General features: G+C 70.3%; 20 protein-coding genes, 1 tRNA gene and 1 pseudogene. 8 read left to right on the plus strand and 14 right to left on the minus strand.

What is annotated here, in order from left to right:
• Positions 1-2: 2 nt before the first annotated feature.
• Positions 3-752, minus strand: a complete 750-nt coding sequence (locus ACFYWM_RS01845; protein WP_389907346.1) for a glycoside hydrolase family 16 protein — start codon at positions 750-752, stop codon at positions 3-5.
• A gap of 111 nt (positions 753-863) precedes the next feature.
• Between ACFYWM_RS01845 and ACFYWM_RS01850 the strand changes: the two genes are divergently transcribed.
• Positions 864-1,814 (plus strand): hypothetical protein, encoded by a 951-nt coding sequence (locus ACFYWM_RS01850; protein ID WP_389907348.1) that lies wholly within the window; start codon positions 864-866, stop codon positions 1,812-1,814.
• A gap of 232 nt (positions 1,815-2,046) precedes the next feature.
• Here ACFYWM_RS01850 and ACFYWM_RS01855 read toward each other — a convergent pair whose 3' ends face one another.
• From ACFYWM_RS01855 to ACFYWM_RS01865, 3 genes are all read right to left on the minus strand, one after another.
• Positions 2,047-3,204, minus strand: a complete 1,158-nt coding sequence (locus ACFYWM_RS01855; RefSeq protein ID WP_389907350.1) for a glycosyltransferase — start codon at positions 3,202-3,204, stop codon at positions 2,047-2,049.
• 140 nt (positions 3,205-3,344) lie between these two features.
• Entirely contained in the window at positions 3,345-4,298 is a 954-nt protein-coding gene (locus ACFYWM_RS01860; RefSeq protein ID WP_389907352.1) for an anti-sigma factor RsbA family regulatory protein, read from the minus strand.
• Between the two features lie 93 nt (positions 4,299-4,391).
• Positions 4,392-6,251, minus strand: a complete 1,860-nt coding sequence (locus tag ACFYWM_RS01865) for a SpoIIE family protein phosphatase (RefSeq protein ID WP_389907354.1) — start codon at positions 6,249-6,251, stop codon at positions 4,392-4,394.
• Positions 6,252-6,376: 125 nt separating this feature from the next.
• Between ACFYWM_RS01865 and ACFYWM_RS01870 the strand changes: the two genes are divergently transcribed.
• Complete coding sequence (locus tag ACFYWM_RS01870) at positions 6,377-7,096, plus strand: ANTAR domain-containing response regulator (RefSeq protein ID WP_389907356.1); 720 nt, start codon at positions 6,377-6,379, stop codon at positions 7,094-7,096.
• 110 nt (positions 7,097-7,206) lie between these two features.
• On the opposite strand, the gene ACFYWM_RS01875 is transcribed toward ACFYWM_RS01870, so the two are convergent.
• Entirely contained in the window at positions 7,207-7,578 is a 372-nt protein-coding gene (locus ACFYWM_RS01875) for an STAS domain-containing protein (protein WP_329093567.1), read from the minus strand.
• A 195-nt stretch (positions 7,579-7,773) separates the two neighbouring features.
• Between ACFYWM_RS01875 and ACFYWM_RS01880 the strand changes: the two genes are divergently transcribed.
• Both ACFYWM_RS01880 and ACFYWM_RS01885 read left to right on the plus strand, forming a co-directional pair.
• Positions 7,774-8,550 carry a SigB/SigF/SigG family RNA polymerase sigma factor gene (locus tag ACFYWM_RS01880; RefSeq protein ID WP_389907358.1) on the plus strand — a complete coding sequence of 259 codons (777 nt, stop codon included), beginning with the start codon at positions 7,774-7,776 and terminating at the stop codon, positions 8,548-8,550.
• Positions 8,551-8,624: 74 nt separating this feature from the next.
• Positions 8,625-9,125, plus strand: a complete 501-nt coding sequence (locus ACFYWM_RS01885; RefSeq protein WP_389907360.1) for an ATP-binding protein — start codon at positions 8,625-8,627, stop codon at positions 9,123-9,125.
• A 469-nt stretch (positions 9,126-9,594) separates the two neighbouring features.
• Here ACFYWM_RS01885 and ACFYWM_RS01890 read toward each other — a convergent pair whose 3' ends face one another.
• From ACFYWM_RS01890 to ACFYWM_RS01905, 4 genes are all read right to left on the minus strand, one after another.
• Positions 9,595-9,792 carry a hypothetical protein gene (locus ACFYWM_RS01890; RefSeq protein WP_362870854.1) on the minus strand — a complete coding sequence of 66 codons (198 nt, stop codon included), beginning with the start codon at positions 9,790-9,792 and terminating at the stop codon, positions 9,595-9,597.
• Positions 9,793-9,794: 2 nt separating this feature from the next.
• Positions 9,795-10,646, minus strand: coding sequence for a hypothetical protein (locus ACFYWM_RS01895; RefSeq protein WP_389907362.1), 852 nt, complete (start codon positions 10,644-10,646; stop codon positions 9,795-9,797).
• A 6-nt stretch (positions 10,647-10,652) separates the two neighbouring features.
• Positions 10,653-11,360, minus strand: a complete 708-nt coding sequence (locus ACFYWM_RS01900; RefSeq protein ID WP_389907364.1) for a hypothetical protein — start codon at positions 11,358-11,360, stop codon at positions 10,653-10,655.
• Between the two features lie 202 nt (positions 11,361-11,562).
• The gene (locus ACFYWM_RS01905; RefSeq protein ID WP_389907366.1) at positions 11,563-12,066 is read right to left on the minus strand and encodes a hypothetical protein; all 504 of its coding nucleotides are present in this window, start codon (positions 12,064-12,066) and stop codon (positions 11,563-11,565) included.
• A 111-nt stretch (positions 12,067-12,177) separates the two neighbouring features.
• On the opposite strand from ACFYWM_RS01905, the gene ACFYWM_RS01910 reads away from it, so the two are divergent.
• A tRNA-Pro gene (locus ACFYWM_RS01910) sits at positions 12,178-12,254 on the plus strand.
• A gap of 360 nt (positions 12,255-12,614) precedes the next feature.
• On the opposite strand, the gene ACFYWM_RS01915 is transcribed toward ACFYWM_RS01910, so the two are convergent.
• Both ACFYWM_RS01915 and ACFYWM_RS01920 read right to left on the minus strand, forming a co-directional pair.
• A complete protein-coding gene (locus tag ACFYWM_RS01915; protein ID WP_389907368.1) occupies positions 12,615-12,989 on the minus strand; it encodes a hypothetical protein in 375 nt (124 codons plus the stop codon).
• Between the two features lie 456 nt (positions 12,990-13,445).
• Positions 13,446-14,063, minus strand: coding sequence for a DUF6461 domain-containing protein (locus ACFYWM_RS01920; RefSeq protein WP_389907370.1), 618 nt, complete (start codon positions 14,061-14,063; stop codon positions 13,446-13,448).
• Positions 14,064-14,319: 256 nt separating this feature from the next.
• Between ACFYWM_RS01920 and ACFYWM_RS01925 the strand changes: the two genes are divergently transcribed.
• Complete coding sequence (locus ACFYWM_RS01925) at positions 14,320-17,778, plus strand: hypothetical protein (RefSeq protein ID WP_389907372.1); 3,459 nt, start codon at positions 14,320-14,322, stop codon at positions 17,776-17,778.
• A 69-nt stretch (positions 17,779-17,847) separates the two neighbouring features.
• On the opposite strand, the gene ACFYWM_RS01930 is transcribed toward ACFYWM_RS01925, so the two are convergent.
• Positions 17,848-18,282 (minus strand): lamin tail domain-containing protein, encoded by a 435-nt coding sequence (locus ACFYWM_RS01930; RefSeq protein WP_389907374.1) that lies wholly within the window; start codon positions 18,280-18,282, stop codon positions 17,848-17,850.
• 218 nt (positions 18,283-18,500) lie between these two features.
• Between ACFYWM_RS01930 and ACFYWM_RS01935 the strand changes: the two are divergent.
• A pseudogene (locus tag ACFYWM_RS01935) lies at positions 18,501-18,737 on the plus strand (transposase family protein); the annotation flags it as partial.
• Positions 18,738-18,745: 8 nt separating this feature from the next.
• On the opposite strand, the gene ACFYWM_RS01940 reads toward ACFYWM_RS01935, so the two are convergent.
• Positions 18,746-19,423, minus strand: coding sequence for a sulfotransferase domain-containing protein (locus ACFYWM_RS01940; RefSeq protein WP_389907376.1), 678 nt, complete (start codon positions 19,421-19,423; stop codon positions 18,746-18,748).
• A gap of 404 nt (positions 19,424-19,827) precedes the next feature.
• Here ACFYWM_RS01940 and ACFYWM_RS01945 point away from each other — a divergent pair, with 404 nt between their 5' ends.
• Positions 19,828-20,196: a hypothetical protein gene (locus ACFYWM_RS01945; protein WP_389907378.1), complete on the plus strand. Its 369-nt coding sequence runs from the start codon at positions 19,828-19,830 to the stop codon at positions 20,194-20,196.
• Positions 20,197-20,727: 531 nt separating this feature from the next.
• Here the strand turns inward: ACFYWM_RS01945 and ACFYWM_RS01950 are convergent.
• Positions 20,728-22,401: an FAD-binding dehydrogenase gene (locus ACFYWM_RS01950; protein ID WP_389907380.1), complete on the minus strand. Its 1,674-nt coding sequence runs from the start codon at positions 22,399-22,401 to the stop codon at positions 20,728-20,730.
• Positions 22,402-22,471 lie beyond the last annotated feature (70 nt).

Genomic DNA, 22,471 nt, shown 5'->3' on the forward strand with positions numbered 1-22,471 from the left:
GCTCAGACGGGAGCCCGGTAGACCTTCACCCAGTCGACGTACATGCTCACCGTCGGGGGAGTGGAGCGGTTGCGGCACGGCGACCACTCGTTGCACGTCACGTCGTTCTGCAGCGTCAGGTGCATGGAACGGCTCCTCGGCACGTTGGGCCCCCGGTAGTCCCACACCTTCCTGCCGTCCAGCCAGAACGTGAGCCGTCCGGGCAGCCAGTCGACCGCGACGGTGTGCCACCGGGTGAAGTCGGCCCTCATCTGCCGCTGGGCCTGGGGCCGGTCGCCCCGGTGCACGAAGATCCCGCCCGACCTGCGACTCGGGTCGATGATCTCGGCGAAGTCGACCTCCGCGTACTCGCCGCCACCCTGGTCGGAGGGCCAGAGCAGGGCGACCGGGGTGTAGCCCGCGCCGCGCTCGGCCCGCAGCCGCACCTCCCAGCGTCCGTACCGCTGCGCGCTCCGCGTCGCTATGCCCCCCGACAGGTCCCTGCCGCCTACGATGCCGCCCTTGAGCCGCAGCACGCCGCCGCCCACGCTCGTGGCCCGCCCGGTGCGCGGGTTGGTCTCGGCGCCGGGGGAGTGGTAGACGACCCACTTGCGGCCGTCGACGCGGGTGCCGTCGAAGTTCTCCACCAGCACCGGGGCGCCCCAGCCGGGCGCGGCGGACGGGCTCGCCTGCGCGGACGCGCCCGGCGCGGTGAGCGACGAGAGGGCGAGGGAGGCGGCCAGGACGCCGAGGAACGTGCCACGAATCGACATGGGAACATCAAAGCAACGATCGCACTCCAGTAACAGGGGTATCCCGTTTTCGCATACGTCCCACGAACGCGGGGGGTGCCGTCCCGGCCCGGCTGTGTCACGATTCCGCACATGAACGACGTTGACGCCGTACGACGGGCGCTGGCCCGGCTGGTGGAGTCCGGTGAGCTCCGCGCCGAGCAGGTGGAGCCGGTCGCCCTCGCCGTCGGCGAGGCGCTGCGCGAGCCGCGGGCCGGAGAGCGGGTCAGGTGGAGCGAGATCCTCGCCTACGTCGGCGGGGGGCTCGTCCTGGCCGGTGCCGCGGCCTTCGTCTCTCTGGGCTGGGACCGGATGACCGAGCCGGCGAGGATCACGGTCCTCGCCGCGGTCACGCTCGTCCTGCTGGCGGTGGCCGCCGGGCTCGGCCGGGCGGCGCGCTCGGCGACCGGCAGGACGGCCGCCGTGCAGGGCAGGGTCGCCGCCACGCTCGCCGCGCTGGGCTCGGGCACGGCGGCCCTGTGCGCCGGGGTGGCGGTCGACCGCCAGGAGGTGCTCGTCGCCGGGGTGGCCGGGCTGGTGGTCGCGGCGGCGGCCTACGCGCTGCTGCCCACCGCGATCGGCCTGCTGGCCTGCGGCGGATTCGCCCTGGTCGCGCTGACCGGCCTGATGGACGCCTCGGCGGGGGAGGGCCCCGGCTGGGGTCTGGCCTACGTCGCGCTGGGCGCGCTCATCCTGCTGGCCTCCCTGGCCGGGCTGCTCGTCCCGCGCGACCTGGGGCTGGGGATGGGCGCCGCCATCGCGATCTTCGGCGGCCAGTGGCCCGTCCTGTGGGACGGAGGCGCCTGGGGATACTGGCTGACCGCGCTGATCGCGCTGGCCTGCCTGGCGCTGTACGGCCGGCGCCGCACCTGGGTGCTGATCGTCAGCGGCGTGGCGGGCCTGACGCTCGCCGTCCCCGAGGCCGTCTGGGACTGGACGGACGGGGCCGTGGGCGGCGCGGTGATCCTGGTCCTGGCCGGCGCCGTCCTGCTGGCCGCGAGCGGCCTGGGCGTCGTCCTGCACCGCCGCGCGACCCGGCCCTAAGACACAGGCGCCGCGAAAGCCCGCACGCGAAGGCCCCGGGGACGGAACCGCGGGAACGGAAGCCCGGACACAGAAAGCCCAGGCGCAGGAAGCCCTGATACAGAAAGCCCTGGCACAAAAAGCCCTGGTTCGAAAGGGCCCCGCACGCGAGAGACCGGGGGTCCCGGAGGACCCCCGGTCTCGGGGTGTGTCCCGCGCGGCCCGCCGTGCCAGGCCGGCGCGGCGAGCGCGGTCAGCGGGCGGAGCCGGACAGCGCGGTCTCGTAGACGTGCACGAGCTCCTGGCTGATCCGCTCCCACGAGTAACGCGACCGGGCGCGGTCGGCACCGGCGAAGCCGAGCGCGGTGCGGCGGGTCGGGTCGGCGAGCAGCTCGCGGGTGAGGCGGGAGGTCTGCGCCGGGCGGTCGGCGGGCACCAGCAGGCCGGTGACCCCGTCCACCACGGAGTCGAGGTGGGCTCCCACGGCGGAGGCGATGACGGGAACGCCGCAGGCCATGGCCTCCAGCGCCACGACGCCGGCCGGGGCCTCCCTGGGCAGCGAGACGACCACGTCGGCGCTGCGCATCAGCTTGGCGATCGAGGCGTGCGGGACGTGCCCGAGAACGGTGATCCGGTCGTCGACGCCGATCTCCTTGGCCAGCAGCATCATGCGGTGCGCGTCGGCGTCGTGCTCCAGGTCCACGGACTCGGGACCACCGGCGATGACCAGCTCGGCCTCGGGGATGCCCTCCAGCGCGCGGATCGCGGTGTGCACGCCCTTGTCGGCGGTGAGCGGGCCGACGTGCAGCAGGCGGGGCCGGGTGCCGCGGGCGGCGGCCGGACCCTGGCGGCGGAACCGCTCGACGTCGACGCCGCACGGGATGACCGAGATGTTGCGGCGCGGCACGCCCAGCCGGATCAGCGAGCTCTCCTCGTCGCCGCACCCGGCGATCACCGCGCTGGCCCGGCGCCCGATGGCCCGCTGCAGCCGGACCTTCTTGGCGTCGCGGGGGTTGTTCTCGCTGCTGAACGTCTGGGTGAACGGCACGTTGAGGCCGTTCGCCCCGGCGATGGCGGCGAGCCCGCCGGTCCAGGAGTGGGCGTGGATGACGTCGGGGCGGTCCTGCCCCCAGCGGTGCATCAGCTGGTCGCCGAGGTCGGAAAGGTAGGGCAGGACGCTGTCCTCGGGAAGGTTCTGCGCGGGCCCGGCGGTCAGGTTCTCCAGCGTGACGCCCTGCGACACGCGGACCTTGGCCTTCTCCGAGTCGGAGTTGCGGCGGGTGTAGATCGTGACCTTGTGCTCGCGGCCGAGCTCACGGGCGACTGCCATCAGGTGAGCGCGCTGGGCGGCGAGGTCGGACTCGTCCTGGGTGGAGGAGAGAGCCTCGGAGGAGACGAATGCAATGTTCACGGCACACCTCTGGGAGGAGATTAGGCATGAGAAGCCTGTGATTCCTTCAGGGGTGCCTGCGTCTTAGGCACACGTCTGTATGAGGTCAACCATACCCCGATCTCCGCCAAAGCCAAACCCTTGGCGCGGAGCGGAGCTTCTCAATAGGACCGGCTCTGCCGGGACTCCTCGGCCCTGGCGCTCGGAACGTGCAGCTGGATCACGCATCCGCCCTGGTCGTTGTGGATGTCGAGGCGGTCGCACAGCTGCCGGGCGATCCACAGGCCGTCACCGGGAGCGGCCACCGAGCCCGGTGGGAGGAACCCGGCGACCGGGTCGGCGACGCGCCCGCCCCGCCGGTCGACGTGACAGGTGATCGCGCCCAGCCGCTCCCACAGCCGCACCGTCACGGGCGGCTCCAGCAGGGCGGCCACCTCGTAGGCGGCCACCGAGAGCAGCTTCGCCCGGTCGTGGCTCAGCCCCATGAAGGACGCGTGGCCGGTGACGAACACCCGCAGGGCGTGGAGCGTTTCCACGTGCGCGACCGCCGAGTCGCCCGGCGGTTCGAGGGGCGGGAAGGAGTCGCACTCGCCGATGAAGCCCGCGGGGTCGGCGTACTCGGGGCAGGGCGTCATCGAGACGCCGTCCTCGGAGAGGGTGGGATGGGTGCGCCGGGCGCCCGCCACCACCCCCGGATCCGCCGTCCGCTCGTCGTACGGGCAGATCATCCACACGTTGGTGTCGCGCAGCAGCAGGTTCAGGCCCGACTCCATGCGCTGCCAGGCCCGTACGTCGGCGGGCGCGCGTCCGGCCCACACCGGCTCGGCGAGGATCCGCACGTGCCCGCCGCGCGGGGCCTCGGGCCCGCGCCGCTGCCAGTAGCGGTGGAAGGCGGTGGCACGTTCCACCGTCCGGCGGCCCAGGAACGCGGTCTCCGCGTAGTCGACCAGCCGGCCGTCCCTGCCCAGGGCGTCCCCGAGAAGCTCCAGGTTGGCCGAGGTGGTCGCGACCATCACCGGGTCGCCCTTGGCGAGGCCGTCCCGGACGAACGGCAGCGCCATCGCCAGGAAGCGCCCGTCGGAGCCGTACACCGCGGCCTGGTGGATCGAGGTCATGCGAGACCGCCCCCACTCCGTCGGACACGGGTGCCGCCGGGTGCGGCCCCTCCTCGCTCGGTGAGACCGAGAGGTCACCCCGAGTCAGCCAACTTATACGACACGGAGGGCGAGTATCACGATCTCATCCCAAACTCTCCCGCCGGAGAAAGCGTGCCGATCCTCCTCCACGGTCTTGACGACCTCGGCCGGAGACTGCGCCACGCAGCGCGCCAGCACGTCGGCCAGCCTGATCTCGCCGTAGGACTCGCCCTGCTCGTTCTGCGAGGCCACCAGGCCGTCGGAGTAGAAGACCAGGGTCTGGCCGGAGGTCAGCGCGACCTCCTCGGTGAACATCTCCGCCTCGGGGGCGATGCCCAGCGGGACGCCGCCCCCCGCGGTGAAGCGCACCCCGCCGTCGGAGCTCAGCAGCGCGGCGGGGTGGTGCCCCGCGCTGGCCAGCCTGATCTTGCGCGCCTTGATGAACCCGGTCACCGCCATCACGAACATGCCGTTGTGCTGGGCGGTGAGGGCCTGGTTCAGCTTGCGCATCACCTCGCCGGGGTCGGTCTCCCAGACGCTGAGCACGCGCAGGCCGTTGCGCACCATGGCGCTGACCGACGCGGCCTCCTCGCCCTTGCCCGCGGCGCCCCCGAGGGCGAACCCCCACCCCTCGCCCGCCCGGAAGACGTCGTAGAACTCCGCGCCGACCGGGCTGGAGCCCGCGTTGTAGATGGCCGCCGCCTCGAACCCCGGGATGTCCGGCAGGCTCCGGGGCACCACGCTGGTACGCAGCGCGTCGGCCGCCCGCGAGCGGGTCTGGAAGCTGCGCCGCGCGCGCAGCGCGAGCCCCAGATGGGCGCCGATCTCCTCCATCAGCCCCAGGTCGGCCAGCGAGAACGGCTCGCGGTCGCGCAGCCGCACCAGGGTCAGCGAGCCCAGCACGTTGTTCTCGCCGCCGATCGGCACGATCAGCACCGAGGCGGCCCCCATCACCCGCAGCAGCGGCGGGCCGCCGGGGACGTCGCCGAGCAGCCCGTCGTCCTCCAGCATCTCGTGCACCACGCCCGAGCCGCCGGTCAGCACATGCGCGAGGGCCGGCGCGGTCAGCGGGTTCATCCCCTCGGCGAGGCGGACCAGCTGGGTCACCGGCTTGTCGCTGGGGCCGAGCACGCTCGCCCGCCTGGGCATGCCGTCGCGGACCACGTCGGCGATCACCCAGTCGGCCCACTCGGCGGCCAGCAGCCGGGAGGCCCTGGTGACGGTCACCGGCTGGCGCAGGCTCTCCTCGTCGAGCAGCAGGCGGGTCATCCTGGACAGGAGCTCCTGCCGGCGCGCCGCGGCCATCACCAGGGTGGCGTCCGAGCGGTCGGCCGGGCCGTGCGGCGGCCCCGCCACCTGCGCCTCCAGCGGCAGGATCATGACCGCGACCATCTCCTGCGGCTCACCCGGCATCGTGAGCCGGGTGACGGCCAGCTGCACCGTGTGGGCGCGGCCCTGGTGGGCCAGCCGCGTCTGCAGGGTCGCGGTCTGGCCGCCCTGCTGGACCGCCGTCAGGTGCGAGCGGAACGCCGCCCGCCGCGAGACGTCGACGAACAGCGGGAACGAGCGGCCGATCAGGTATCCCGCGGGGCTGCCGAGCATCCGGGAGGTCTCGGCGCTGATCCGCCGCACCACTCCCGAGGCGTCCAGCACCACCACCGGGATGGGGAAGGTGCGGAAGACCTGCCGCAGCAGCTTGAGCTCCCGCTGCGACCCGCTCTCCCGCTCACCCGACCGTTTGGGCGCCTTGCGCAGCTCGCGCACCGAGGCTTCCAGCAGCTCGCGGGCGGTGTCGAGCTCCGCGAGCGCCGCGTCGAGTGTGGACCGGGGGTCGGCGGGGTAGGCGGACTTCGCCTCGCGCAGGGAGGCGACCCTGGCGGTCAGCGCGGTCAGCGCCTGCTCCAGGGTCGGAAGGCCAATGGCGTCGGTCAATGCTCGTCCTCGTCAGGGGCCGGAGTGGGCTGGTCCCGTCGTAGACGGTACGCCACCCGGTGGGCCGGATCGGTGCGCGGTCGGATACTGGTTAAGTTAGCGACACAGGTGAGGGGAGTCGCGAGATGGACATGGTCACCCCCGTTCTCGCCCGGGATCTCGCGGTCCTCGGCAGGGTCAGCGAGGAAACGTCGAGCGAGAGCGTGCTGCGCGGCCTCACGGCCACCCTCGCGGGCGGCGTGCCCGGTTGCGCGGGCGGTTCGGCCGAACTCTGGCGCGGAGAACGCATGGTCGTCTCAGCTTCCCACAGCGAGCTCATCGTGCTCGTCGACAGCGAGGAGGAGATCGGCGAGGGCCCCTCGTCGGAGGCCCGCGCCACCGGGCGCCACGTGATCGTCCAGGACGTCCTGCGCGAGTCCCGCTGGCCGTCGTACACCGGCATGGCCGTCCGCTGCGGCGTCCGCTCGGTCCTGGCGATGCCCATCGTCATCGAGCACGCCGTCCTGGTCCTCGGCATGTACGGGGTGCGCCCCGGCGTCTTCGCGGCCAGGAACGTCCCGCCGCTGGCGGAGATGCTCGCCGAGCAGGTCGGGGTGGCCCTGGCCAACATGTGGGACTACGACGAGGTCCGCACCGACGCGGCCCAGATGCAGGAGGCCCTCGCCGGCCGGGCGATCATCGACCAGGCCAAGGGCATCATCATGAAGTCAAGCGGCTGCTCGGCCGAGGCCGCCTTCGACGAGCTGCGCCGCATCTCGCAGCACCACCAGGTGAAGGTCGCGGACCTGGCGAAGCTGCTGGTCGAGGAGCACCAGCGCAACCGCGAGGCGAAGAAGGAGGGCTGAGCTTTTTGCGCCCCCGCGCCCTCCGCCGCTTGCGACGACCTGTCCTGACGATCGCCCCGGCCGGCCGGGGTGGTCTGTGGACGGTTCCCGGCCGGCCGAGGCGATCGGGGTCAACCGAAGGCGGCGATCGCGTCGTCGATCGTGTCGTACAGGGGCAGACGCTGGGCCAGACCGGTGATCCACATCACCTTGGTCTTGGCGTACTCCACTCCGATGAGGGCGAACTTGGCGCCCGCGGTGGTGCTGACCTGCCAGTGGTGGACGATCAGTCCCAGCGCGCGCGAGTCCATGAAGGTCACCCCGCTCAGATCCAGCGCCATGTCGAGACCGTGCTCGCCGGTCTCCGCCGCCAGGTAGTCGGCGAACTGATCCCTCGTCGTCGCGTCCAGCAGACCCGTCACCCGGATCACGTTGATCCCACTGACGAGCGCCGACGTGAGAGTCAGGGCTGCCGATCTCTCGCCGTTCTCCGACACCGTCACTCCGGGCCTCCTCGTGCCATTCGATTAGCAACCTTACTGTTACCTGGGGGCGAGTAATACTCCAGGATTCCGGGCAATAATGGAATCAGAGGTCCAGCAGAGGGCCTCGCCTCGAAAAATTGGTCGAGGCGATGCCGTCTGCCCGGATGTTGCTTCCGTGGTCGGCTCGCCCGACAGTAATACCAGGGAGCAGCAATGTCTGTTCAGGCACTCGCACTCACCGACATGACCGCTGAGGACCTCCTCGCCGAGATGTCCCTGCCTGAGATCTCCGAGTACCGCGCCGAGCGTCTGCGCGAGCGCATCGTCGAGATGCACCGCCACCTCGCCATGGAGATCGCCCGCCGCTACCGCTACCGCGGCGAGCCGCTGGAGGACCTCCTGCAGGCCGCGTACGTGGGGCTGATGAAGGCCATCAACGGCTTCGACCCGTCCCTCGGGCACCCCTTCCGCGGCTACGCCGTGGTCACCATGACCGGTGAGGTCAAGCGCCACTTCCGCGACCGCACCTGGGCCATCCGCGTCCCCCGCGTCTACCAGGAGCGCAGGGCCGAGCTGAACCGCCTGGTCTCCGACCTCAGCCAGGACCTCGGCCGCGCCCCCACGGTCGCCGAGCTGGCCAAGAAGATGAACATCTCCGAAGAGGACGTCCTGCTCACCCTCGACGCCTCCGCCGCCTACAGCGCGCTCTCGCTGGACGCCCCGCTCGGCGCCGACGACGACGCCGCCGCGCTGGGCGACGTCATCCCCGACGAGGACGACGCGCTGGGCACGCTCGTGGACCGCGAGGCGATCAAGCCGCTGATCGACAAGCTGCCGGACCGGGAGAAGAACATCCTCCTGCTGCGTTTCTTCGGCAACATGACCCAGGCCGAGATAGCGGCCGAATTCGGGATCTCCCAGATGCACGTCTCCCGTATCCTGCGGAAGGTGCTTGACCAGCTCCGTGAGGAACTTGTCGCCGAATGCTGAATACACCGCTCGTAACCGGGCACCCAAGTCGGCGACAACGGACGTGGCGTAAGGTGCGTTTGAATGGATCCCGGATGCTGAGGACAACGGCGGACTGGGACAGGGGAGGCGGATCTCGGGTGAACGAGGACGGTGTTCGTCCCGCCCGCTTCACGGCGAGTGGCGGCCGTTCCCCGATGATCCCGGCCGGAGCCGCTGTCGCCGAGCTCGCCTTCTGCCTTCCCGACCTTCCCGACGTGCGCGACTTCGCCGCGGCCCAGGCCGTGCGGAGCGGTATGTCCCAGGAGGGTCTCGCCGACTTCCTGGTGGCGCTGAACGAGGTGGCCACCAACGCGGTCACCCACGGTCACACCACCGCCAAGGCCGTGCTGCGGATGTGGACGGTCGGCCGGACCCTCGTCGTGGAGATCCACGACGAGGGCCGGTGGGACCCGGGCCCCAACCCGGGGGAGACGCCCCCCGGGCCGCACGCGACCAGTGGCATGGGCCTGTGGGTGGCCCGGATGGTCAGCTCCGACATCAAGTTCGAGACCGGGGCCTCGGGAACGTTCATCACCATGTCGTTCAAGGTCTGATCTTCTTCGGGTTCCACCCGGAGGCCCCGCACAGGGATCGAGGGCGGCGCTACGTGGCCACGTACGCCGCCCTCCTGCTTTTCCCCGCTGGATCCCCCTTCACCGGCGCGAGGCGCGCGACGCCGCCATCGACGCCGGTTTTTCATGGGCGTTCTCCGTATCTGGACGGGCGTACCTCGCGGGTGTGGACGCCTTCAAGGCGGGGCTGCCTGCGATGGACAGGGGACCTCGCGAGTACGCAGGATCCCGCGGGTGTGCCGACACCTCGTGCGGTGGGCCCCAGGGCGCCGGTCTTCCGGGTCGCCGGTCTTCCGGGGTCTCCGGGGCCTTTGAGCTTCCGGGGCCTCTGAGGGCGGATGAACGGAACGGGAGCGCGAACGGGAAGGGCCCCGTCCACATGGACGGGGCCCTTCCCGTTTCGACAGGTGTCCGGAGCGGGTTCCTCTGCCGAGAACCCCTCAGGAAGGTTCTAGCGCCTACGGCGCCAGCCGCCCCCGCCCCCGGTGCTGGTCCGCGGGCCGGCCGAGCCGATCCCGGCCTGGTGCAGCGCGAGGAGCAGGAGTCCGAGGAGGAGGAAGCCGGTCCCGGTGAGCGGGCCGAGCCTGGTGTTGATCAGGTCGAGCAGGAATCCGAGGCCGAAGACGACGGCGGCGGCGATTGCGAGCATGATTACCTCGTTCCAGCGGAGATGTTCAGGAGCTGTTCCAGCGTGGCCCGGTAGTCGCGCAGGGCGGTCCGGAGGTCTTCGGTGTCGTTCTTCTCGGTGTTCTTCCAACGTCCCTGGAGCTCGTTGGTCCGGGCCTCCAGCGCGTTCCTCAGCGAGCTCGTGACCTCGTCGAGCAGGGAGTCGGCCCGTTCCACCGCGTCACGGGGGTCGTCCACGAAACCGGCCTGGACCTCCTGCCAGCGCCGCCGTACGTCGTCGGAGTCCTGATCGAACAGGGCCCCGGCGGTGGCGGGCGCGGTGGGGGTGGGCGTCTGCCCGGTCCGCTCGGTGGGGGTGAAGCCCGCGTCCTCGTCGAGGACGTCGTCCGGCCGGTCCGCGGTGTTCTCGGGGAAACCGGGGGTGACCGGGGAGTCCTTGCCGGCCACCGGGGCGCCGGGCGCGGCGGTGCCGTCCACCGGCGTACCCGGGGGAGTGACGGGAGTCTGGGCGTGGGCGAACGGACTGTCGTTCCTGCCGTCGCCGTCGAGATCACCCGGTACGTCGCGCCGCTCGTCGTCGTGCGGGGCGTCCGGACCGGTGGTGGTGCCGAAGACGCGCCGGTCGTCACTCGATTCGACGACGAGGATGTCGTCGCGCTCGCTGACCAGAGGGTCGCGTTTACCGGTGTCCGGGGTGTCCGGGGTGTCCGTACGGCCGGCGTCGCCGTGGTGCGGCTCACGGAGCCCGGGGGCCACGTCCTGGTCGTGCCGCGACGCGTTCAGGTCGTCCTCGTCGAACTTGCGGACCGTCCGGTCGTCGTTCTCGTCCGTCTTGTGGACCAGCCGGTCCTTGTCCGGGGGGAATCGGTCGTTCATGTCAGGTCACCGTCCTTGGGTGTCGCGCCGGGAGGCTCGCTCGGCGTCGTCAGTGGTCTCAGGGGCGGTGGAATCCGCCTGCGGGGCGTTACGGTCGGTGGGAACCGTGGCACCCGTCCGCCCGGGATCCCCGTCGACGCTCTCGGTCCGCCGGGAGGCCCGGTTGTCGTCGGCCGGGCTGCCGGGGGCCTCCAGCAGCTCCTCGAACAGGGCGCGGTAGTGAACCATGGCCTGCCGGAGCTCCTCGGTGGAGGCCTCCTTGTGGGCGGCCCGGGTGCTGATCTCGTGAGCCTGCCGGTAGTGGTCGAGAGTGCGGCCGTGCGCGACCGACAGGTCGGAGAGCCGCTGCTCGAAGTTCTCGGTCGGGTAACCCCGCTCCGCCATCACGGAGGTGACCAGGTGGTCGGCCTCCGTCACCGCGAAACCGGGAGCGTCCACGAAACGCTCCTGGACCTCCATCCACTTCTTCGCGTAGATCTCGCGCGTCCCGGCGTCCAGGGCACGGATGTCGAGGGAGCTGAAGCGCTGCTCGCGAGCGATGAGCTCCTGCTCGGCGTCACGCCTGTTCTCGCGCTCCTGCACGGTACGTTCGTATTCGGGGCCGAAGCGGTCGCGAAGTCGGTGTCGGCGCTGCTGCTGCAGCACGAGATAGCCGACTGCGACGATCGCCACCACCGCGACCACGACGACGGCCACCCAGATCACGGTGGACATGTCTGCCTCCGGTTTGTGTAGGCGCTTGTACCCGTGCGCTGCCCTGGGGTCAAGGCTCGAAACCGGTTGCCGACATCTGTGAAGTGCGACTACTCAGGCTGAATTTGATGTTTTACGAAGGTTTTCCGGGTACTTGATACCCCTTTGCCCGCGCCTTCGATGGCGGCCCTCAGCCTCGCGGAGGCGGCCCTCGGGCTCGCGCTCACCTCTCCGAGTGATCCTCGACGGCTTTCTCCGCGCGCCCCTCGGCGACCCTGCCGGAGGCTTCCGCGTGATCCTTATGATCGGCGTCGACGGCCTTCCGGGCGTCGTTCAGCATCCTCTCGACCAGCCAGTCCTCGGGAGCGGCGGGAACCTCCAGGAACCCCCGGCCGGGCTCGTACGAGACGTCCATGCCGGAGGCGACCAGCCGCCCGGCCCACCGCAGCGCCGTGTTCAGCTTCTCGGTGGGGATCGCCCGTCCCTGCGCCACCGACGAGAGGTTCCGCAGGTTCGTCGCGGGCCCTGACTGGTTGTGCGCGCGGTCCAGCTTCCACGGGATGGCCCGCGAGTGATCGAGCATCGGCTTCGAGAGCCCGGCCGCCCGCTTCGCCTGCAAGATCCCGGACTCGCTCACCCCGAACCGCGCGGCCAGCTCCGCGTTCGACAGCCCCTGCCCGGCCAGTCGCCGCAGCTCCTCCTGGTCGATCAACGCCTTACGCCCCACGTACTCCCGCCCTTCACACGATTGCCTGCTCTCACGGGCGTCGCCGTGTGCGAAGCCCCCTCGATCTGCGCTAAGGTTAAGACCGTTCAGCCCGCGAGGGCGACGAACAACCGGGACGTAGCGCAGCTTGGTAGCGCACTTGACTGGGGGTCAAGGGGTCGCAGGTTCAAATCCTGTCGTCCCGACCAGGTTTTAGCTGGTCGGCAAGGGTGTCACCCGAAAGGGAGGCACCCTTTCTTCGTTCTGGGTGACTAACTGAGTGACTACGGCTCCCGTCACGTGAAGATCCGGTCCATCGCCTCCGCCCCGCCGAGCAAGATCGGGCGGATCTGCTTGCGGTAGACCGCCTCCGTCACGGCGGTCCCGCTGTGGCCGACGAGTCTTGCGATGATCCTCCAGGGGTACGCCGAACAACCGCTACGAGATCGGCGACAGCGCCGAACCGGCCGACGACACCAGTGCGGTATTCACTTCCGAAGAACTCGCCGACAACGACATCGCCCTCATGATCTGGCGCAACACCGGGAGAGGACCTCCTGACGGAGCCGCTATTCCATCTCGGAGCCGTCGTCCTCACGGTGCTCAGCTCGGTATTCGTCCAAGAAGGCGAAGAACGACTCCAGCGGTGTGGTCCCCGGTTCCACCTGACGTTCGATCTCGGCTGCCCAGCCCACCGCGCTCGACCGGCCATAGCGGGCCAGCCATTCGGAGAACGGCCCATCCGGCCACAGGTCGAACCGTTCCTCGACGCCGTGAACATCCAGCGCGAGCCGATATCCGACCAGCATCATTTCCAGGTCCCGGAGGGAACCGTTGCGAATCCACATCCCTGGCCGACGTCGAACCTCGTCGAGGAGGCCGTACATATCTCGCGACTCAGACGGAGGCTTGACCCTTGGCGGCTGTGTCTCCTCGTCCGGCATGGCTCCACACTACTGATCATCGAAAAGCGGGCCGGCGAATGAGGCCAAGCCGATATCGCCAATCCGGCTTGAGAGTCAACGGCACACCGGTCATGGGGTGCTCGGAGTTCTTCACTGGTTCCGAGCGTGCCGCCCTGGTCACCGTGGCTACGCGCCGGCCCTGCGGACCCTTCACGGTCAGTTCCGGCGGATGCCGCTCCATCCACGGCCGGGGAGGCGGCTGGTCTGGCCAGGTGGCCACACTGTCGGCGAACAGCCCGAGGAGACGGCGCGCGCGGTGTCGTGGACACTGGGCATGTCCGCCGACCTCACCGGCGACCGCGTCACCCGGCGCGCCCGCGTGGTCCTGGCACGGCTCAAGCCCTACGCCGACGTTCCCGGGTGCGAGAGCTGCTGACCCGCCGCCCCATGAGCGCCTGAGCTTGCTGAAAGGCAGGTCTCCGTATGGGATGCCGGTCAGTCTTCCAAGGGTTCCGCACCGAGGAATCGCAGCTCCAACATCTCTGGAGAGAAGGGAAGGGTGGTGATCCTGCTCGCCAGGGCGAACGAGCGCTCTATCGGGGAGTCGATGTGGGAGTCGTCGCTGTCGATGTCGTACTCGGGGTCCAGGCCGACTTCGCGCATTTCCTTGACGAAGCGGTCTGGATCGTTGCCCGACCGCGCGTCCGGAAGCATCGGGTCGAACCAGACGACCGGCTGTCCGTCGACGATGTAGGCGAAAGTGTCCGAGGCGTAGTCATGACGGCAGACCGACACGACCTCGGTTCCCCGCGAGACCCGAGCCATGATCTCGGAGTCGACGGCGATCTTCCATCCTCCCGGTTCGATGACCAGGGTCCAGTCACCGACCTTCACGGCGCCGATGTAACCGGCCGCGTCGTCCATCATGCTCTCCGCCGAGCGTTCGTCCAGTTCGTCGAACGTGACCTCCTCCATGGTGCTCTCGTCCACGCCGAACCTGCGGAGGACCTCCTCCGGGGAGACATCCCGGACGAAGGACACGCAGTAGATTTCCCCCATTGCTCCGTGTCCGGAGAGCCAGGGGAATTCTTCGGGGGTCTCTGTCATCGCCATTCCTTTGATCGAGTGAGCGGCATGATCGCAGCGGTCACCGACAAAAAGGTTCGGCTCCCGGTCGGCGAAAGAACGCCGGGTGATGTTCCCGAGTGACCAGCCGGGTGACGACGACCCCGGACAAGGGTGGACTGTATACGTAGGTGAGGGCGGGTTATCAGCCACACCGGCCCGACGCCGGCCGGGTTGCGTGCATGGAAGCGATAGATCATCATGATGGCATGACCAAGAGAAAGGGCGATCTCCGCCCAGGCCGTTGAGGCCTCACGAGCCGGTCCAGGGACCGGCCGATCACGTCACCGCCGAATCGCTGAAGCACCTCGACCCGCTGCCGTACCCGCGGCGCATGCGGGAGCTGGCACTGCTCGCCCGCCGCATGACCGGCACCTCTCAGCTGCGCGACCTTCTGGCCGATCTACATCGACAGGGCCGGGACGAGCGACGTACGGCACTCCACATGGCCATGGCGGCCCGGGAACTCGGTTTCGTCGAAGCGGTCCTCGCCGGGCCGGACATGGATCTGCGCCGCGCGGCCCTGCGAGCGGTACGGACCCTTCCCATCGGGGACCAGGCTGTCACCGCCGCTCTGCACGACGCCCCCGCCGAGCTGCGTCTCGCGCTGTACCGCACGCTGGTGATCGCCCGCCGCCGGGAGACGGCGGAGAGGCTGCTGCCGGACGTCCACGCCCGGTGGGGGGACCGCGAGGCGGCCGCACTGCTGCCGGCGTGCGGCGGTCCGACCGTCTCGCGATGGCTGCCGAACCTCGCTCACGCGGTGACATCGTGGCACGCGCTGAGCAAAAGACACGCGGGAGTCGTGCTGGAGGTCGCGGATCAGGAGCTGTCCACCGGAATCCACGCGTGGAGCTGGTGGCGCCGTCGTGGCCCGGGAGCGGCACTCGCGGCGCTCACCGAGCCGACGCGCATGCTGGACCTGCTGGAGCGGCACGACCTGTGGTTCCCGCGCATCCCGTTCCCGGCGGGGGTCCTGAGCGCGCTGTTCGAGGCCGACGCCGTCCGTGCCACGCGGGTGCTCGCCCGCAGATCGAGGACCGATTGGTCCGGGCCGCCGAAAGCGCTGGTCAAGCGTCTGCGGTCATGCCCGGAGGCGGAGATCCTGGCCGTGGTCTCCGACAACCCTCATCGGCTGGTCACCGTACTGCGGTCGCTGCCGCCGGAACGCAGGGAGGCGGTCTTCGATGCCGTCACCGAGCGGACGGGCGGTTCCTCGGGCCTGTGGGCGATGCCGCTGCTGGACTCGCTCCCCTCCGGACGCGCGGCGGCCGAGGCGCGGCGGATGCTCGCGTGGCATGCCTCGGTGTGGAAGTCTCCCCGAGCCCACCTGGACGATCCCTCCATCCCGCTGGAACTCGCCTCCTACCTGCCGCTCGCGGAGGCCGCGGGCCCGTTGCGGGAAGCCGCCTTCGGCGGTGATCCGCGACGGCGGGGACTGGGCCGGTCCCTGCTGCTGCGCTGCGCGGCCCGTGCTCGGGACGGTGCGACGCTGCGCGGGCTCATCGCCGAGCTGGCCGGGCGCACAGCCAACGAACAGGACCCGCTCCGCCGTGACCTGCTGACCGCGATCGGCGGCGTCGCGCCGGCTCTGCTGGACGACTCCTTCGCCGATGTCCTGGAGCGCGTCGCCGCCGACACGGTCGACGCGCCGGATTCCTCCCTCGCCACCCGGGAGGCGCTGCGGCTCCTGGCCGGACGGGTGGTACGACACCACGATCCCGTGACGGCGCCCGCCTTGACGGCCTGGGCGTTGGGGACGTACGCCAAGCTGGTGGCGCGCCACGGAGCCGGCGAGCTTTCCGCTCCGTCGGCCCAGTCCCCTCCCTCGCCCAGGCGCCGATGGAGGGCTGAGCCGGTGGCGACGTCGTACGGCCTGGACCGGGTGCTACGCCGCGGCCAGGAGCGCCACCTTTTCGCGGTGCTTGGCCCAGAGCTGCGCGCCGCACGGGACCGGGGGGATTTCACCCTGGCGGTGGCACTGGCCCGGGCGCTCGGCCGGAGGTCGTGGGCACTGGACGAACTCCAGGACGACCTTCGGGCCGCGGTGCGCGCGGCACCGGAGCCGATCGCCCGCCAGGCGGCCGGCCTGTGGCTGGCACGCCCGTCGGAGCGGGAGGAACGGGTCGCCGAGCTCGTGCGGGAGGACCCGTCCGCCATGAGGTTGCCCGCCGTCTGGCGCACGGTGGCCGGACGGCGTACCGACCTGCTCCTGCCGTCGCTGGACGGAGTCCATCGGGGCCGGTTCACCGAGGGGACGTGGGTACCTCCCGCCGACGGTGTCGTCGCGGGCAGGTGGACCCCCGGTCAACGCGACCACGTGCGCGCGCGGCTCGTGTCCGTCGTCGGCGACGGCGGGCTGCCCATTACCGATCGGCTGGCCGCCATCCAGGCGGCGGGCCGGCTCGGCGGTGGCCTGGAGCTTCTGAGGGAGTGGGCGGCCCGGGAGGAGACGGTGCCGGCCGAAGCGGCCATCGCGGCGATGGCGAGCACGGACTCGCCCGCCCGGGCGCTGCCCGTACTGCTGGAGCACGCTCGGGGAGCCGCCTCCCGGGTGGCGGTGGCCGCCCTGGCGCGGTGCTGCCGCTCGGTCACCCCGTCCCGGCTCGGCCCCCTCCTGGAACAGGCGTTGACGGACCCCGGCGGCAAGGTGACCCTGCGCAAGCACGTCGCGCGCCAGGTGGAGCGGAACCGTCCGCCGGGAGCGGCCGACCTGCTCCTGCGGGTGTGGGCGGACGCCGGCCTGCACCGCGACGTGCGAGCGGCGGTGGCCTCGGCGCTGCTCCGGATGCCGGAGGACGCACGGACCCTGGACGCGCTCGGGGCCGAGGCCGGGCGGTACGCCGACGAATCGATGTTTCGCATGCTCTTCCAGGCCGGCCCGCTGGAGTACGCGCCCCCCGTCCGCCCCGGTTACGCGGATCTGATGGGCCGGCTCCTCTCGGCGGCCACTCTTCCCGGCGTGCGGTTCCGGGGATCGAAGGCGTTCGCGGCCTGGGCGCACTGGTACCGGGGTGACGTGGAGCCGATCACGACGGCCGTGGGCGACCCTCGGGCGGAAGGCGGCGAGTCCGTCCTGCCGATGTTCCTCGCTCTGCTGCGGACCGGGGCCATCCGGTCGCAGGCGCTCGACGTCCTCACCCGGCTGGTCGCAGCCGTACCCGGCGAGGGCCAGGACGGATCCCTGAGGACCCCCTCACGAGACCGGGTGACCGCCATGGTCGAGGAGCTGGTCTCCATCCAGTACTCCGACGGCGGCTCCTGGCGGGACGGGTTTGTCCGCGACGCCGTGGGCGTTCTGGCCGCCGAGCCGCTCCTGCTCTCCCAGGCCGTCCGGCTCGGCACGGCCCTGCTCAGGGGATCCGCCGAGCGCGGGCCTGTGGAACTCGGGGATGACCTGTGCCTTCTGGCCGACCTGCTTCGCGACCGGCCCCTCCTCGCGGCGGCGACCGCGGACAGCGCGATATCAGGCCATTTCGGGTATAGAGCCGTGCGCGACATCGGACCCGATACCGTGCTGCCGGTGGCACGGCGCCTGGCGAGCCGGGACGACCTCGCCGCGGGCCTGTTCGCCCTCGAGCTCACCCGCGTCGTCGGGGAACAGACCGACTGGGCCGACCCGTGGCGCGAGCTCCTCCGCGACCTGCGCGACGCCCCGCACCTGGAGGTACGGCAGGGGGCCTGGGACACCTTCGTCCCGTAGGCGTCACTCCGGCCATGAGGTGAACCTCTGTCGCAGGCCGCCGTACGGGGGAGTGAAGGCGGAGAGCGGCTACAGGCAGTTGACCGACTCGACCCGGGAACTGTTGTAGGAGCAGGAGTCGACGAGCTTTCCGGACGGGTCGCGGACGTACCCCGTGTCCGAGGCCTGGTTCCAGATGTAGGCGAACGTCCCCCCGGCCCGGCCCCAGTAGCGGATGGTCGAGGTGTTCGTCCCCTTGCCGGTCCGTACCGTGACCGTCTTCCCGGCGCCGAGGGTGAACGTGCCGAACGTGTAGACGTGATCCGGCGCGGACGTCTTGTCGCGGAGGGTCCACCCCTTGAGGTTGATCGCCTTTCGGGTGGTGTTCCTGAGTTGTGCCCACTCGCCGTTCAGGCTGCTGTTCGCCCCATTGTCCGGCGAACCGGGCGAATTGTAATAAATCTTCGCGAATTGGACCGCGGGGAGTGCGGCGGCCTGCGCCGGCGCGACGGGAACAAGCGCCATGGCCAAAGCGGCAGCGGACAAAACCAGGGGGAAAGAACGCACCGGTGCATCCTCCAGCATGTGAAATATGGGGCGAATGTAGACGGTCAGCCCGTGGTGCAGGTTGGCACGTTAATTCAGATTCTTTGGGGCGCCTGAACATGACGGCGCCCCTACCCGATCGAGGAGTGAGGGCGTCGGGGTAGGTCCGGAGGTACGGCCACCGCGTGGCGGTGCGCAACCTCATCCCCATCGGACGCCTTGCCGGCGAGCGACCGTACTGCAGCGGCAAACACCGGCGACACGGGATGAACGTGCAACTACCGGCCGATCCCGCAGGTCGGCTGGTGTGGGTCCTACCTGCGTTGCCGGGCACCGTCCGCGACATCACCGCCGCACGGACGGCCGGCCTGATCGACGCCCTGACCGGCACCGGCGTGAAGACCTTCGGGGACAGGGGCTGTCAAGGAGCGGGCGGCGACCTTCACGTATCGCGTGAATACCCAAGCAGCTCCATAGCTGTGACGTTATCGGGGCGGGACCAGAAGAGCTGGCGCAGTTCCTCTGACAGCTCGTCCGAGTGTGTGCCTGTGTGTCCTCTCCGGAAGAAGCCGCCATCGACCCGGTGGAGCTCTGCGAAGGTGGGAATGCGGGCATCAGGCAGTGGCCATAAGGTCGGTGCCAGCGTGGCCAGCACCTTCTCGACGGTCTGTCGCGGCTCGCGAATCAGCTCCTCGTAGCGGAGCATCACGCGATGGGGCGCGGGCGGGCGTAGCCAGCTCAGTACGTTCCGGCCCCAACTGCCGGTTCCCGCCTCGTCACGGCGGTTGACAATCGTGCGGAGTTCCGCCTCGACATCAGGCGCACCGGTCAGGTGGGCCCATGAGGTTATGGAGTCGCGGCCGTCTCGAACGAGACAGATCGCGCGATCCTCTTCTCCGGCACGCTGCCGGTGCGTCTTGACGAAATGCAGCTTCTCGGAGGCGCGCATCTCCTCGATCGAGGAAGGACGCTCCTCGAAGCCGATCAGGTCAGGACCAAGTCGCGCGGCCACGCCATCCACGTCGTAGACGGTTGAGGTGTACACGCCGTACACCTGCTTGAGGATGATGCGGAAAAAGGTGTTGCCTGATCGGGGGAATGAAGCGACCCAGATGATCATGCCCTTAACGGTAATGTCTTCGCATATCGCGTGCGCATGGATTGGTCCGTTCGTGACCGCAAGCCTCCAAGGAGGCGGCCGATCGCTCCCATGCTCGGCTACGCGGACCCGGCGAACGCACCAACGTCCAGCTCGGGAGACGACGCATCCTCCGCCGGCTCTGCTGCCCCCGTAAGGCGGGCGAGCTTTACAGGGTGATCGCCGTCCTGCGAAACCACGGGATCACCCGAGGATGAAAAGCCTCGCTGATCAGGTTCGTCGCCAGACCGGACCCATGACCTCCGGCCTGATGTAACCCTCGGTTTTCTCGCTCGGTACGGGATTTTTTAGCGCCACATGATTGGAACCAAAGTCCGATGTTGACCGTTTCACGGTGGGCGGCTCTGCGGCGCGGAGGAGAGAGAGTGAACAGGCCGAAACAACGATCGAACAAGAGAGAAAAGCGGCTGCGGGCACAGCGATTTCGGAAAATGAAGGCGCAGGCTCGGCGGAACACGGTGGGCAAGGGCGTGTTCCTGAAGTTCGCTCCCTACACCGTGGCCGGTGTCGCCGCGATCTGGGGGGTGGTTCTTCTTGTCGCGCCGGGATTCGAATGGCTGACAGCGGCCGGCATGGCTGCGATGCTGGTCTGCTTTGTTGCGTTGGCCATCCTGAGATACTCGGAAACGCCGATCAGAAACGGTCTGCCCGTCGGCGTCGTCGCGTCGGTCAGCGGGATCATGGGAATCAGTTTCTGGGTTGTCGCGGAGATCCTGAAAGCCGGCGGATCCTGAAAGCCGGCGGGTCCTGAAACGCGGTGGAATCCCGAGGAGGTGAAGGGGTTCACCCTCCTCTGCCCGGTCGCCGGGTGTCACCCGCGGATCCGCCTACGAGTGCACCCTTTGCGGAAACGAGGCGGCAGGGCCGCCCCGGCGTCCATGGAGCCATCGGGGCCGGCCAAACTTCACCGACGAGCAACCGGCGGAGCCCTCGGAGCCCTCGGAGCCCTCGGAGCCCTCGGAGCCGGAAGACGATGATCGACGGTGGAGGTGGGTGTCGGCAGGACCGAACCACCTCACAACGACACGTTCACGCCCTCCAGCACGCGTATGAAGGCACGCGACCATTCGGGCAGGTCCGCCCTCGACACGCAGACTGCCGCGGCCCGCCGGCATCGCCCGCACATGGCGCTGGCGCGCCTCTGGCAGCCCGCTGTCGGAGGCTGTCGCCGCGCTGGAGGTGGTGACGGTGAAGGGGGCGGTTCTCTCGCTCCTGTTTCCGGCGTTGTCGCCCGCTTGGTCGCCTCACGCGCCCGCCTGACCGTCCTACGCGACCGCCCGGGCGGCGGCGCGGCCGGCGGCGCGGCCGGAGAAGAGGCAGCCGCCGAGGAAGGTGCCCTCCAGGGCGTTGTAGCCGTGGACGCCGCCGCCTCCGAACCCGGCGGCCTCCCCGGCCGCGTACAGGCCGTCGATGGGGGTGCCGTCCGCGCCGAGGACGCGGGAGTCGAGGTCGGTCTGGATGCCGCCGAGGCTCTTACGCGTCAGGATGTGGAGCTTGACCCCGATCAGCGGGCCGGCCTGCGGGTCCAGGACACGGTGCGGGGTGGCGGTGCGGCTGAGCCGGTCGCCGAGGAAACGTCGTGAGTTGTGGATGCCCTGCACCTGGGCGTCCTTGCTGTACGGGTTGCCGATCTGCAGGTCGCGGGCCACGATCTGGCGGCGCAGCTCGGCGGCGTCGAGCAGGGGTTCGTCGGTCAGGCCGTTCATCTTCGCCACCAGCTCCTCCAGCGTGGTGGCGACGACGAAGTCCGCGCCGCGCCGTTTGAAGGCGTCCACCGGAGCGGGCGCACCCTTGCCGAGGAGCCGGTTGCGCAGTACCGCCTTCCGGTCGCCGCTGGTGATGTCGGGGTTCTGCTCCGAGCCCGACAGCGCGAACTCCTTCTCGAGCATCCTCTGCGTGAGGATGAACCACGAGTGGTCGTACCCGGCGATGTCGGGGGTGGTGCGCAGGTACTTGAGGGTGCCGAGGGTGTCGTAACCGGGCAGGTACGGGGCCGGCAGGCGGCGGCCCAGCGCGTCGAACCACATCGACGACGGCCCCGGCAGGATCCGGATCGCGTGTCCTGGCCAGACGGGGTCCCAGTTCTGCACGCCCTCGGTGTAGTGCCACATCCGGTCCTCGTTGACCAGCCGGGCCCCCGCCGCGGCGCTGATGGCCAGCATCCGGCCGTCCACGTGGGCCGGCACACCCGTGATCATGTTCTGCGGGGCGGTGCCCAGCCGCTGGGGCCAGTAGCGGCGCACCAGGTCGTGGTCGGCGCCGATCCCGCCGCTGGTGACGATGACCGCCTGCGCCGTCAGCTCGAAGGAGCCCGTCACCTCGCGGTTGGAGGCCACCCCGCGCGGCGAGGGGTCGTCCTTCAGCACGCTTCCGCGTACCCCGGTGACCGCGCCGTCCTGGACGACGAGCTCGTCGACCCGGTGACGGTGGTGGAACGTCAGCAGTCCCGCCTCGGCCGCCTGCTCGGCGGCCCGCATGAACGGGCCCACCACGCCCGTTCCCGTACCCCAGGCCACGTGGAAGCGGGGCACGGAGTTGCCGTGGCCGTCGGCGCGCAGGCCACCGCGCTCCGCCCAGCCCACGACGGGCGTCAGCTTGATGCCGTGGGCGTCTATCCAGGACCGCTTCTCACCCGCGGCGAACTCGACGTACGCGCGGGCCCAGCGTTCCGCCCAGACGTCCTCGTCCTCCAGGCGGTCGAACCCGGCGCTCGCCCGCCAGTCGCTCCACGCCAGCTCGAAGGAGTCCTTGACCCGCAGGCGGCGCTGCTCGGGCGAGTTGACGAGGAAGAGCCCGCCGAACGACCAGTACGCCTGCCCGCCCAGGTTGGCGGCGTTCTCCTGGTCCACCAGCGCCACCTTCCGGCCCTGGGCGGTCAGCTGTTGCGCCGCGACCAGTCCGGACAGGCCCGCGCCCACGATGATGACGTCCGCGTCCATGGCGGTACTCCCTTGCTCAAGCACCCCGTCGGTCCCGTCAGGGGGCGTGTCGATGGTAAGGCGACCGCTT

The organism is Streptosporangium sp. NPDC002721 (assembly GCF_042888905.1).
Taxonomy (GTDB): Bacteria; Actinomycetota; Actinomycetes; order Streptosporangiales; family Streptosporangiaceae; genus Streptosporangium.